Genomic DNA, 13,074 nt, shown 5'->3' on the forward strand with positions numbered 1-13,074 from the left:
CTTTTCTAAGCGTCGGGTTCGCGGGTCATATCCGAACCCCTATTCGCAACTTTGCTCACGCGCGCATGTGCGCGGTGGTTTGGTGCGGTGTTTCCGGCAAGCCAGATAGAAGCGCCCCTCATAAGTTGCAGATTTATAAACACTCTGGCTTGCGTGGCACGTTGTCAACAGCAGCGCGCTCTGCTTCAGTCGGGGTAGTCTCATGAAACGAGGTTTCCCAATGTCCCATGTTTTTCCGCGTCATACCAAAGCACACATGCCCGTCGCCGTGCGCGGCGATGGCATATATATCATTGATGAGACCGGAAAATCCTATCTTGATGGATCGGGTGGCGCTGCCGTTTCCTGCCTTGGCCACAGCGATCCTGACGTGATTGCGGCGATCAAGAACCAGATTGATTCGCTTGATTTTGCGCATACCGGATTTCTGACCTCACAACCGGCAGAGGATTTGGCGGACCGTTTGATTGCCCATGCGCCCGAAGGGATCGACCGCGTTTATCTGGTCTCTGGCGGGTCCGAGGCGGTGGAGGCGGCGTTGAAGCTTTCCCGCCAGTACATGCTGGAAATCGGCCAGCCGAAGCGCACGAAATTCATCGCCCGCAGGCAAAGCTATCACGGCAATACGCTGGGTGCGCTGGGCACTGGCGGTAATCTGTGGCGGCGCGAACCCTTTGATCCGGTGATGGTGTCGGCCAGTCATATCGCGCCTTGCTACGAATACCGTGACCGCGCGGAGGGAGAGAGCAGCTTTGACTACGGTCAGCGCGTTGCGAATGAACTTGAGGCGGAGTTGCTGCGTGTCGGCCCTGAAACTGTGATCGGCTTTCTGGCGGAGCCCGTGGTAGGTGCCACCTCTGGCGCCGTTCCGGCAGTTGAGGGCTATTTCAAACGTATCCGCGAAATTTGCGATCAATACGGTGTCCTGCTGATCCTTGATGAGGTGATGTGCGGCATGGGTCGCACTGGCACGCTGTTCGCTTGTGAACAGGACGGCGTCCGCCCGGATATCATTACAATCGCAAAAGGGCTGGGGGCTGGTTATCAGCCCATTGGCGCGATGCTGTGTTCCGCGCAAATTTATCGCGCGATTGAGGATGGCAGCGGGTTCTTCCAGCACGGTCACACCTATCTGGGGCATCCCGTTGCCTGTGCTGCGGCCAATGCTGTTGTCACCAAGCTGACCGACGGCGGGTTGGCCAAGCGGGCAGGGACGATGGGGGAGTATTTCAACACCGCCCTGCACACCGCATTCGGACAGCATCCGCATGTGGGAGACATTCGTGGCCGTGGCATGTTTCGCGGGCTTGAGTTTGTCGCAGACCGCGAGACGAAGGCCACGTTTGATCCCGACAAAAAGGTGGCCGCCCGTCTTAAGGCGGAAGCGATGAAGAACGGGCTGATCTGTTATCCGATGAACGGCACGATTGACGGGCGGCACGGCGACCATGTCCTGCTCGCCCCGCCGTTTATCTGCACCGAAGCGCAGATCGACGAACTGGTAGGCAAGCTGTCGGACAGTCTGGCCGCCGTAATCTGACCCGCTACCAAGTGACACGATCCAGATAATCCACGATCAAGCCCTTTAGCTCTGCGTGGATATCCGAACGCGGCTGACCGCCAGCATCATCGCACAGCGGATCAGGCTCGCCTTCGTTTGCCAGAATTGCGGCACCCGCTGGCTTGCACTCCGCCAGAAAGCTGAAGTGGATCGCATCGTCCACAATCGTATAGTCAGCGTGTGGAATCATCTCGGCCGCGGGGCGGGCATAGACACCGATAGGGATCGTGTCTTCTGCACCCAGATTGATCACCAGCATCGGGATCTCAATCGCAGTCAGGCTGTCTGCCGTCATTGTCTCGACAATGCCCGGATCAACAACAACGGCGGCACCGATACGCGGATCGCGCAGGTCTTGCGCTGCAGGGGACAAGTCCATCGCGTGCAGATCAACGCCGCCGCGCTCTAGGAAAGCGCAGTCTGACATGCCGTGATCGCCGTCATCGCAGAACGATTGCAAGGCGTCAGGATCAACCCGCGCACCAGACACGGCCATCGCTGTGTAGCCACCGGCGGAAAAGCCCAGCGCCGCGATACGGTCCGTGTCGATAAACGGATAATCTTTTGGTGCGGCGACGATGGCATCAATGACCGCGCTGACATCTGCGGGCCGTTCCCATACACGCACAGCAGCTTGCGCGGACGCATTACGGCTGGTCGTGCCGGGGTGGTTGGGCAACACAACCACATAGCCTGCCGCTGCCAGTTCCTGCGCGATCCATCCAAACTGTCCCGCGTTTCCGCCCGCGCCGTGCGACATGATCACCATCGGAAAGCGCCCCGCGCGGTGTGGCGCTTTGCGGCCTGCGGCTGTGCCAAAAAACACGCCGTTGCCACCTACTGTCACCGCGCGACCACCGGGATCGGCTGGATACCAGATGTGAAAATCAACGTCGGTGTCACGGATGGGGGCATAGGCGCTGCCATAAGCAATGCCCGCGTTGCCGTCATAGGCTGGCGCGGTGGCATAGCCATACGCCCATACGGCCGCCCCGATGGTTGCTGCCGCTGCTGTTGCCTTGGCGATTGTGGTCAAGATGGTCATGTGACTGCTCCGATATGGATTGTGTGTTGATGCATCCGACATGCCGCCTGATTACGGGCAAAGCGTCCTTGATCGCGTTTCAGGTCGTCTTGAATCGCGATCAAGGATATGGATCAGCCGTGCGTTTTAGTTGATCGGGCCGCTTTGATGATCTTTGTTCCGCTTACCTTGGTTGCCACGCTGTGTCTGGTCGCGGCCTTTGCTGTTGTGCTGCGCCGCGCTGATATGACGGTGCGGGCGAACCAACTGTTTGCGGTGCTGGTCGGTCTTTATGCGATGCAATCCGCGCTGCTGACGGTCCGGTGGGGATACGGTGTGCTGGACGTGGCACCTGTGATTGCGCTGCTTGCCCCCGCCTTGCCCGCCGTTGCCTATCTTGCCTATCTATCGCTGAACCAGCGCCAAGCGCGGCTGGCTACCATGTTTGTGGCGGGCGTGGTTTTGCTGAACTGGGTTGCCTACGCCGTGGCCCGCGATCTGGCAGACGGGGCGATCTTGCTGACGTATCTGGGCATTGGCGGTCTGATCCTGATCCGCGCCTATCGGGGGCGGGCCGACATGGCGCTCGTACGTTTGGAACAGGCCTATGGTGCATGGCTGGCGATGGTGCTGACAGGTGCCGCACTTGTCGCGTCTGGCTTGGTTGATGTGTTTATCATCGTCGATTTTATACGGACCGACGGGCAGAATGTCGGCCTGACGATTGCGCTGATCCAAACTGCCTTTGTGCTGTGCATCGGTCTGGCCGCCTTTTTTAGCGCAGGCGGCACGGTTGCAGAGGAAAGCGCGGCTGATGTGCTGCAAGAGGCAGATCAGCTTGCCACGCAGGCCGATGACGCCATCATCGCTGACCTGCGTCGCTTATTTGACGAACACGCCTTGCACCGCGACACCGATCTGAATTTGCGGCGTCTTGGCCGCAGGCTGGGCCTGCCTGATCGCGCGGTGTCGCAAGCCATCAACCGCACCCAAGGCGAAAGCGTATCGCAGTACGTGAACGGCTTTCGTATCGCAGACGCCTGCACACTGCTGCGCACCACAGATCAATCCGTTTTGCAAATATCACTTGCTGCGGGCTTTATGACCAAGTCGAATTTCAATCGTGAATTTGTGCGCGTTACCGGACAAACGCCCAGCGCGTGGCGCAAGGCTAGCCGTCTTTCTTGAGCAAACCGTATTTGCGCAGTTTGACGTAAAGCGACTGGCGCGACAGGCCAAGCATCTCTGCGGCGGCGACGCGATTGTTTGACGTCATCTCGACCGCTGTTTCGATGCACATCTTTTCGACCACATCGGTGGTCTTGGCGACGATATCCTTCAGCGACTGGCTGCCGATCAGTTCAACGACCGACGACATATCCACGTTACTGCTTTGCTGGGCCTGTGCACGGCTTGTCGTGCTGCGGCTGACATCGCGGATCACAAGCGCAAATGCGGCTTCTGTTCCAGCTTTCAGGAAACTGGTGGCAATCTCGATCTGCCGCTCTGACCCGTATTCGCTGATCAGGCGGGTGGCATACATCCGCATGGAGCCTGCACGGCTGGCGTTTTCAAAGATGACATTCTGATCAACTGTGCCGCGCGCTAGAAACTCTGACACGTTGCGCCCGCGTAAGGCCTGCGCATTGGTCACGTCGGCCATCGACAGGAACGCCTCGTTCGCGCTCAGGATGCGGCCATCGCGGCTGGCAAACAGAATGCCGTCGATCCCGTCATCATACAGGCTCGATAGGCTGTCGGCCAAAGCATCGTATTGCGACGTCATGGTGCTGGACGTTTGCAGACGGCACAGCAACATCTGCGCACCGGCCATGCGGAACAGGGTGGGGTGGATCGTGACATCGGCGTTGAGCGCAGGTGCCGTGACCCCGACAGGTGAAACCGATTGTTCGCTAGATGCATCTACAAGCCGGTTGATCAGGTCATGCCCGACTGGCAGGCCAAGCCGCGCTGCAAATTCGTTGTCCAGCAGATCACCACGTGACCGGCCCAAGAACTTGGCAGCAACTCCGTTGCAATCGGTGATCTGGCCGGTTTTGGCAGCGACAAAGACAATCGCATCCGACGACGACGCCATCAGAACACGGAAGAGCGCGTCATTCTCGCGCCGCGCCTCGTAATCCTTTTCCAGCGCGATTTGCGCTGACACAAGCTGCTGCTGGATTTCCCAGATGGGCCGCAGATCACGCCCCAGCATCAGGAAGGTGCCATCGGTCCCGATCTGGTGAAAGCTATACCGCATCGGGAACAGTGCTGCGCCATTCATATCCTGATGGTTCAATTCGACTGGCAGCACGCCATCGTCATTTTGCAGGAAATTGCCCAGCCGCTCTTCGAACTTTGGTGTGCTTTCTACATTCAGAACGTCAGTCAGCGCGTGACCTTCCCACTTTGTGATATCGGTTTCACAGCGGAAATCGGGGTTGATCATCACACCCAGCACGCGCCCATCCGATGACATCAACAGTGCCACGTCGCACAGGCTTGCCACAATTTGCGATACGATCTGGGGCTCGATGACGGGCACAAGGCTGCTCGACCAAGTCATCTTTCCGTGGGTCATCATCGCATTTGGCTCCGTATTGATGGAATATGCGTCATAGATCAGCCAGCCTTTGCCGGATGGCTCGACATCGGAGTGTGGCTCTTTAACCCGCAAATTCTGATCGCCTCTTGCAGATTGTTCGTGGCGTAATCGGCACGCACCAACCGGCAAACATCCCCAGTGTGTTCAAGGACAGTGCCGCCAACAAGGATCGGCACCTTCGTGTTATTCGTGCGCAGCGTTTTAATCATCGTGCGCAAAGGTTCAAGATTATTGCGATCAGATGACGAAATCATAATCGCATTGAAGCCACCGGATCGCGTGAGTTCTGCCAGCTGGTCAGGATCGGGTCGCAACAGCAGTTGCACATCCAGCCCTTGTTCGCGCAGTTGCGACGTCAGAATACTGGCCCCAAGGGTGTGTTGTTCAATATAGGGCACCACAACAAGGCAGCGCGGCGCGTTGCTGTGCGGTGTCAGGCAATCGGCGGCCAAGCGGCGGACGATCCCTTGCAAACGGCTGCTTGCAATCGTGACGCCAACAAAATCCATCCGGTCCGATAGCCAGTCTTCGCCCAGAGCGCGGGCAACTGCAGGCACGTAAAGGCCGATAATCTCGCGATTTGTAATCCCGGCGGCACGCATCGCATCCAACGCATCGTCCAGCTTTTTCTCGTAGACCGCGTGCACGGCAATTTTCAGGCGGCGCAAATGCTGGACATTCACTTCGGTCTTGCCGGTGCCGATATCTTCGATCAGCGCGGCAAGCGCCTGTAGCGCAAACGCACTGACGTCTCCTTGTGATCTGACCCTGGAAGAGCCGGAACGATCTAGCAAAGGCCCTCTCCTTTCGCTGTCAGATTTCACAAATGCCGCTGGACGCGCCCCGCGCGTGTTGACTGATGCTCTGCGACAGGGGTGAAAATGTCAAATTTTATTGACAGATGAAACAGATATATATCGGAAACCCTTTGAAATTAGCGGCTTGGTGCACGGTGTCAGCTTCAATTTACATGCAACAACACTGTAAATCAAAGTTGACACATTGAGGTTTAACTGACAGTTTTTCACCCATAGCCACGCGCTTGAGGGGACAATGAGCGATCTTACCGGACATCAGACACGGTCTTACCAACTGTATACCGAAGACCAGCGCCGCCGCCGCGATGCGACGGTCTGGACCTTGGTGCAGGGCATCCTTGCGCCGGTGCAGTTTGTCGTTTTTCTGGTCTCGCTGGTGCTTGTGATCCGCTACCTGACCACAGGTGTCGGCTATGAGATTGCGACCCTCTCAATCGTGGTGAAAACGGGCACGCTTTACCTGATTATGATCACCGGCGCGATCTGGGAAAAAGTGGTCTTTGGACAGTATCTTTTTGCCCAGTCCTTTTTCTGGGAGGACGTGTTCAGCTTTGGGGTGATCGCCCTTCATACGCTTTATTTGTATGGGCTTTTTGCGGGCGTTATGTCGCCCGAAACGCTCATGGGCGTGGCGCTGGCCGCATACGCTGCATACGTTATCAATGCAGGCCAATTTGTCTGGAAATTGCGCATGGCGCGCCTTCAATCGGAGGGCGCGAAATGAACGACCATATTCCACCCCCACCAGCCACCGGATGCCGCACTGCACCCGTCCTCAAACAGCGCGGCCAGCGCGAGGTGTTTTGCGGTCTGACGGGCATCATCTGGCTGCACCGCAAAATTCAGGATGCGTTTTTTCTGGTGGTCGGTTCGCGCACCTGTGCACACCTTTTGCAAAGCGCCGCTGGCGTCATGATTTTCGCCGAACCACGATTCGGCACCGCGATTTTGGAAGAATCAGACCTCGCCGGTCTGAATGACGCGCACGCCGAACTGGACCGCGAAGTGGCGACGCTGCTGGCTCGTCGTCCTGACATCAAACAACTGTTTCTCGTCGGCTCTTGCCCGTCCGAAGTCATCAAGCTGGACCTGAACCGCGCCGCCGAACGCCTGACTGTGCAATACGCGCCCAAGGTCCGCGTGCTGGAATACTCCGGTTCGGGGATCGAGACGACATTCACCCAAGGCGAAGACGCCTGCCTTGCGGCGATGGTGCCCGTCCTGCCCGAAACGGATGCCCGCGAATTGATGGTCGTCGGCGCTCTGCCCGATGTGGTCGAAGACCAGATGCTCGGCCTGCTGGCGGATCTCGGCATCGGTCCTGTTTCGGTCCTACCCGCCCGCAGCCTCGAAAGCGAAATGGGCGTCGGTCCTAACACCGTCTTTGCGCTGACCCAGCCATTCCTTGGCGATACGACCGCTGCCCTCGAACGCCGCGGCGCGCGTCATATCTCTGCGCCATTCCCTTTTGGTGATGAAGGCACAACAGCATGGCTCGCTGCCATCGCTGCAGAGTTCGGTGTTTCCCGCGAGACCTTTGACCGCGTGACAGAGGCTCCTCGCCGCCGCGCCCGCCAAGCCATCGCGCAGGCCGCAGCACCCTTGAACGGCAAATCGGTCTTCTTCTTCCCCGACAGCCAGCTGGAAATACCGCTCGCCCGCTTCCTGACCCGCGAATGCGGCATGACAGCCCTCGAAGTTGGCTCACCCTACATCCATGATGCCCTTCACGGCCCCGACCTTGATCTGCTGCCCGCTGGTCCGCAAATCTCCGAGGGGCAGGACGTCGATTTGCAACTCGACCGCTGCCGCGAAGCCCGCCCCGACCTCACCGTCTGCGGCCTTGGCCTTGCCAATCCGCTTGAGGCTGAAGGCTTGTCCACCAAATGGGCCATCGAGCTCGTTTTCACGCCTGTGCATTTCTACGAACAGGCCGGTGACCTCGCCTCTCTCTTTGCGCGCCCGTTGCGCCGCAAAGATATTTTGGGGGTCGCCGCAGAATGAAGCTCACCGTCTGGACATATGAAGGCCCGCCGCACGTTGGTGCCATGCGCGTTGCCACCGGCATGAAGGGCTTGCACTACGTCCTGCACGCCCCGCAGGGTGACACCTACGCCGACCTGCTGTTCACCATGATTGAGCGCCGTGATCATCGCCCGCCTGTTACCTACACGACATTCCAGGCGCGTGATCTAGGTAGCGACACGGCCGGTCTGTTCAAGGACGCCTGCCAGGACGCCTACGACCGGTTCCAGCCTGAGGCGATCATTGTTGGTGCGTCTTGCACGGCGGAACTGATCCAAGACGATCCCGGCGGTTTGGCCGAAACCATGGGCCTGCCTGTACCCGTGATCCCGCTTGAATTGCCTAGCTATCAGCGCAAGGAAAACTTCGGCGCGGACGAGACGTTCTTCCAGATCGTCCGACACCTTGCCAAGCCGATGGACAAGACCGCCCGCGTGTCGTGCAACATCATTGGCCCAACCGCCTTGGGCTTCCGCCACCGCGACGACATTCAGGAAATCACCAACCTGCTTTATGAGCTGGGGATTGAGGTGAACGTGACCGCGCCCATGGGTGCCACGCCGTCCGACATCGCCAAGATGGGCCAAGCGCATTTCAACGTACTGCTCTACCCCGAAACCGGCGAACAAGCGGCCCGCTATTGCGAGCGCACCTTCGGCCAGCCTTATACCAAGGTCGTGCCCATCGGCACAGGCGCCACACATGACTTCATCGCGGAAGTCCGCGAACTCTCCGGCTCCACAGTCGAACTCGACACCGACCGCGCGCGCCAGACATGGTGGTCCCGCTCCGTCGACAGCACTTACCTCACTGGCAAGCGCGTGTTCATCTTTGGCGATGCGACCCATGTCAAAGCCGCCGCCCGCGTCGCCCGTGACGAAATGGGGTTCGAGGTGGCTGGCATCGGCTGTTACAACCGCGAATTCGCCCGCGATATCCGTGCGCTGGGCAAGGACTACGGCGTTGAGGCCCTGATCACCGACGACTATCTTGAGGTTGAGCGCACGATTGAACGCCTCCAGCCCGAAATGATCCTTGGCACCCAGATGGAACGCCACATCGGCAAGCGTCTGGGCATCCCCTGCGCCGTCATTTCCGCCCCTGTCCACGTGCAGGATTTCCCCGCCCGCTATTCCCCGCAAATGGGTTTCGAGGGCGCGAACGTGTTGTTCGACACATGGGTCCATCCGCTGGTCATGGGTCTGGAAGAGCACCTGCTGCACATGTTCCGCGAGGACTTTGAATTCCACGACGAGGCAGGTCCAAGCCACCACGGTGGCCACGCCCCCGCTGCGAGGCCTTCTGCAAAGACGGAAGAGCAGCCGGTTGTCACCGCCGACAATATTATCTGGCTGTCCGACGCCGAAAAAGAACTGAAGAAAATACCGTTTTTCGTGCGTGGCAAGGCGCGGCGCAACACCGAAAGTTTCGCCACCGAAAAAGGCCTGCACGAAATCACACTCGACACACTTTATGAGGCTAAAGCACACTTTGCGCGATGAAATCCATCATAGCCCGTACAACGTCGTTCTTCTGACGTTGGACCGCCACGCCGCCGGCCCCGCCGCGCGCGTGACGCCTGCTTTGATGCGCGACTATCCCGGTCTGAATCTCACGATCCACGCGGCCGCTGAGTGGGATAAGGACGCAGGCGCGCTGGCCGCCGCCAAGTCCGATATCGCCACCGCCGATATCGTTGTCTCCTCCGTGATCTTCCTCGAAGATCACATCCAAGCGATCCTGCCTGATCTCAAGGCCCGCCGCGATCATTGCGACGCGATGGTCGGCATCATCGCCGATCAGGAAATCGTGCAGCTGACCCGCATGGGCGATCTGGATATGTCCCGCCCCGCAACGGGTGCGATGGCGCTGCTGAAAAAACTCAAGCCCGCCAAGAAATCCGGCTCCGCTGGCGCGGGCCAGATGAAGATGCTCCGCCGCATCCCCAAGCTGCTGCGCCTCATCCCTGGTAAATCCCAAGACCTGCGCGCTTGGTTCCTGTCGATGCAATACTGGCTAGGCGGTAGTGACGAGAATATCGAACACCTCGTACGTTTCCTGATCTCGCGATACGCCAACCGCCCCATGTGGCGCGGCACGTTTGCGAACGATCCGGTCGAATACCCTGATGTGGGCCTCTATCACCCCGATCTGCCAAAGCTCGGCATCACCACTGACATCAATGATTTGCCCATCAGCACTGCCACGCAAACTGTCGGCATCCTGATGCTGCGAAGCTATATCCTCGCTGGCGACACCGCGCACTATGATCATGTTATCCGCTCGTTTGAGGCGAAGGGCATCCGCGTGATCGCCGCCTTCGCCGGTGGCCTCGACGGTCGCCCCGCGATTGACGCCTACCACGCGGGCCACGTCGATGCGCTGGTGTCTCTGACCGGTTTCAGCCTTGTCGGTGGCCCGGCCTACAACGATAATGACGGCGCAATCACAGCACTCTCCGATCTTGATCTGCCGTACGTTGCCGCCCAACCGCTTGAGTTCCAGACGCTGGACCAATGGGCCACAGGCGGGCAGGGGCTGTCCCCGATTGAGGCCACGATGCTCGTTGCTCTGCCCGAGATTGACGGCGCAACAAACCCTACCGTTTTCGCAGGCCGCCATGCGCCGACAGGATGCACCGGATGCGCCCGCAAATGCGCCGCTGTTGGCAATACCAAGGCGATGGCGCCATGCCTTGAGCGCATCGACGCGTTGGTCGAAAAGACCCAACGCCTCGCCACGCTGCGTCGCAAGCAGAACGCCGACAAAACTGTCGCGATCACACTCTTCGGCTTCCCGCCCAACGCGGGCGCAGTTGGCACGGCTGCCTATCTTTCGGTCTTCGAGAGCCTGCACAACACGCTGCGCCGCATGAAGGCCGAAGGTTATGACGTGACACCGCCAGCCACGGTCGATGACCTGCGCGAGACGATCCTGAAGGGCAACGCCGCGATCCACGGGCAAGAAGCGAATGTTGCCGCGACCGTGAGCGCCGACACCATCGTCAGCCGCACCCCTTGGCTGTCTGAAATCGAGGCCACATGGGGCCCCGCTCCCGGCAAGGTGCAGGCGAATGGCCGCGAGGTGTTTATCCTCGGTGCACATTTCGGCAAGGTCTTTGTCGGCGTCCAGCCCGGTTTCGGATACGAGGGCGACCCGATGCGCCTGCTGTTCGAAAAGGGCTTTGCCCCGACCCACGCATTCAGCGCGTTCTACCAATACATCAAGCATGATCTGGCCGCTGATGTGGTCCTGCATTTTGGCATGCACGGCGCGCTTGAATTTATGCCGGGCAAGCAGAACGGCCTTGGCGGCGATGACTGGCCCGAGCGCCTGATGGGCAATCTGCCTAACGTTTATCTCTATGCTGCGAACAATCCGTCGGAAGCGACGCTGGCCAAGCGCCGCGCGAACGCCGTGACGGTGACGTATCTGACTCCGCCGCTGCAAGCCTCCGGCCTCTATCGCGGTCTGGCTGATTTGAAGGATAGCCTTGGAAAATGGCGTAGTGGTGACGACGATGACGAACTGGTCGCGCTGATCAAGGCGCAGGCCGAAGCTGTGAACCTAGACGCAAGCGACCTGAACACTCTCTGGCTCAAGCTGCTGGAAACAGAAGACGCGCTGATCCCCGATGGCCTCCATATCGTCGGTCGCCCCGACGACGCGGCAAGCGTCGAAAACACCCTTTCCCAAATGGATTTCGCGACAGACGCCGACCGCGACACGGCCCGTGCGCACCTGTCCCAAGACGCCGAATTGCCTGCGCTAATGCGTGCCATGAACGCCCAATTCATCGCACCCGTCCCCGGTGGCGACGTGATCCGTGCGCCCGAAATCCTGCCCACGGGCCGCAACATCCACGCCTTTGATCCGTTCCGCATGCCGACCGCCTTTGCGATGGCCGACGGCGCGCGGCAGGCCGATGAACTGCTAGCGACGCACCCGACATTGCCCAAGACGATCGCGCTGGTGCTTTGGGGCAGCGACAACATTAAATCCTGCGGTGGCCCGATTGGTCAGGCGCTGGCCCTTATGGGATGCACGCCGCGTTTTGATAGCCACGGGCGGTTGTGTGGTGCTGATCTTGTGCCGCTAACCACACTCGGGCGTGCCCGCGTTGATGTGGTAATGACACTTTCGGGCATATTTAGAGACCTGTTACCTCTGCAAACCAAACTTCTGGCCGATGCCGCGCTGAAATGCGCTTTGGCCGACGAAGCGCTCGACATGAACCCCATCCGCGCCCACGCGCTTGCTTTCGCTGCGGCCAACGACACCGACATGCAAACCGCCGCCTTGCGCGTGTTCTCGAACGCAGAAGGCGCTTACGGCTCCAACGTGAACCAGCTTGTCGATAGCTCGGCCTTTGACGATGGCGACGATCTGGCCGACGCCTATCAGGCGCGTAAATCGTTTGCCTATGGCACCGACGGCGAGGCTTCGCCGCAAGCGGCTCTCTTGCAAGACACGCTGTCGAACGTCGAGCTTGCCTACCAAAACCTCGAGTCGGTCGAGCTGGGCATTACCACCGTTGATCACTATTTCGACACGCTGGGTGGCATCGCCTCTGCCGTGAAACGCGCCAAGGGTGGCGTTGAGACCCCCGTCTACATCGGCGACCAGACGCGTGGGCAGGCCAAGGTCCGGACGCTGTCCGATCAGGTCGCTCTTGAAACACGTGCGCGCAGCCTGAACCCGAAATTCTACGAACCGCTCCTCAACCATGGCCACGAAGGTGTGCGCCAGATCGAGGCACATATCACCAATACTGTCGGCTGGTCCGCGACCACGGGCAAGGTGGACCCTTGGGTCTACCAGAAACTGTCCGAGACATTCGTGCTGGACGACACCATGCGCCAGCGCCTTGCCGATCTGAACCCCCAAGCATCGATGCGCATGGCGAACCGCCTGCTCGAAGCATCGGATCGCGACTATTGGGCCCCCGACGACGCAACACTGGCGGCCCTGCAAAACGCAGCCGACGCCATCGAAGATCAACTGGAAGGCATTGCAGCCGAATGACCTGCCGCGAAAT

Annotated in this window: 9 protein-coding genes; 6 read left to right on the forward strand and 3 right to left on the reverse strand. The window is 59.4% G+C overall.

The features are described 5' to 3' along the window. Positions 1-220 precede the first annotated feature (220 nt). On the forward strand, positions 221-1,540 hold the full coding sequence (locus tag V8J84_RS01875) for an aspartate aminotransferase family protein (RefSeq protein ID WP_339927899.1): 1,320 nt from the start codon (positions 221-223) through the stop codon (positions 1,538-1,540). Positions 1,541-1,544: 4 nt separating this feature from the next. Here V8J84_RS01875 and V8J84_RS01880 read toward each other — a convergent pair whose 3' ends face one another. Next, entirely contained in the window at positions 1,545-2,606 is a 1,062-nt protein-coding gene (locus V8J84_RS01880) for an alpha/beta hydrolase family protein (protein WP_339927900.1), read from the reverse strand. Positions 2,607-2,753: 147 nt separating this feature from the next. Between V8J84_RS01880 and V8J84_RS01885 the strand changes: the two genes are divergently transcribed. After that, positions 2,754-3,773 (forward strand): helix-turn-helix domain-containing protein, encoded by a 1,020-nt coding sequence (locus V8J84_RS01885; RefSeq protein ID WP_339927901.1) that lies wholly within the window; start codon positions 2,754-2,756, stop codon positions 3,771-3,773. Here the strand turns inward: V8J84_RS01885 and ppsR are convergent. Both ppsR and V8J84_RS01895 read right to left on the reverse strand, forming a co-directional pair. Continuing rightward, positions 3,757-5,265 (reverse strand): transcriptional regulator PpsR, encoded by a 1,509-nt coding sequence (ppsR, locus tag V8J84_RS01890; protein WP_339927902.1) that lies wholly within the window; start codon positions 5,263-5,265, stop codon positions 3,757-3,759. The genes V8J84_RS01885 and ppsR overlap by 17 nt on opposite strands. After that, complete coding sequence (locus V8J84_RS01895) at positions 5,211-5,987, reverse strand: cobalamin B12-binding domain-containing protein (protein WP_339927903.1); 777 nt, start codon at positions 5,985-5,987, stop codon at positions 5,211-5,213. Before V8J84_RS01895 ends, ppsR begins: the two co-directional genes overlap by 55 nt. A 259-nt stretch (positions 5,988-6,246) precedes the next feature. Here V8J84_RS01895 and bchF point away from each other — a divergent pair, with 259 nt between their 5' ends. The 4 genes from bchF to V8J84_RS01915 are packed head-to-tail and all read left to right on the forward strand — an operon-like array spanning position 6,247 to position 13,061. Beyond that, a complete protein-coding gene (bchF, locus tag V8J84_RS01900) occupies positions 6,247-6,735 on the forward strand; it encodes a 2-vinyl bacteriochlorophyllide hydratase (RefSeq protein WP_339927904.1) in 489 nt (162 codons plus the stop codon). Further along, entirely contained in the window at positions 6,732-8,015 is a 1,284-nt protein-coding gene (locus V8J84_RS01905) for a ferredoxin:protochlorophyllide reductase (ATP-dependent) subunit N (RefSeq protein ID WP_339927905.1), read from the forward strand. Before bchF ends, V8J84_RS01905 begins: the two co-directional genes overlap by 4 nt. Then, positions 8,012-9,538 carry a ferredoxin:protochlorophyllide reductase (ATP-dependent) subunit B gene (gene bchB / locus V8J84_RS01910; RefSeq protein ID WP_339927906.1) on the forward strand — a complete coding sequence of 509 codons (1,527 nt, stop codon included), beginning with the start codon at positions 8,012-8,014 and terminating at the stop codon, positions 9,536-9,538. The genes V8J84_RS01905 and bchB overlap by 4 nt, the downstream gene beginning before the upstream one ends. Continuing rightward, positions 9,510-13,061, forward strand: coding sequence for a cobaltochelatase subunit CobN (locus V8J84_RS01915; protein ID WP_339927907.1), 3,552 nt, complete (start codon positions 9,510-9,512; stop codon positions 13,059-13,061). Before bchB ends, V8J84_RS01915 begins: the two co-directional genes overlap by 29 nt. Positions 13,062-13,074 lie beyond the last annotated feature (13 nt).

The organism is Yoonia sp. 208BN28-4, from assembly GCF_037543925.1.
GTDB lineage: Bacteria > Pseudomonadota > Alphaproteobacteria > Rhodobacterales > Rhodobacteraceae > Yoonia.

What these genes read in the sequence shown, in the direction of transcription:
- V8J84_RS01875 (WP_339927899.1), top strand. Translation starts at nt 221, where the DNA reads ATGTCCCATGTTTTTCCGCGTCATACCAAAGCACACATGCCCGTCGCC.
- V8J84_RS01880 (WP_339927900.1), bottom strand. Translation starts at nt 2,606, where the DNA reads ATGACCATCTTGACCACAATCGCCAAGGCAACAGCAGCGGCAGCAACC.
- V8J84_RS01885 (WP_339927901.1), top strand. Translation starts at nt 2,754, where the DNA reads ATGATCTTTGTTCCGCTTACCTTGGTTGCCACGCTGTGTCTGGTCGCG.
- bchF (WP_339927904.1), top strand. Translation starts at nt 6,247, where the DNA reads ATGAGCGATCTTACCGGACATCAGACACGGTCTTACCAACTGTATACC.
- V8J84_RS01905 (WP_339927905.1), top strand. Translation starts at nt 6,732, where the DNA reads ATGAACGACCATATTCCACCCCCACCAGCCACCGGATGCCGCACTGCA.
- bchB (WP_339927906.1), top strand. Translation starts at nt 8,012, where the DNA reads ATGAAGCTCACCGTCTGGACATATGAAGGCCCGCCGCACGTTGGTGCC.
- V8J84_RS01915 (WP_339927907.1), top strand. Translation starts at nt 9,510, where the DNA reads ATGAGGCTAAAGCACACTTTGCGCGATGAAATCCATCATAGCCCGTAC.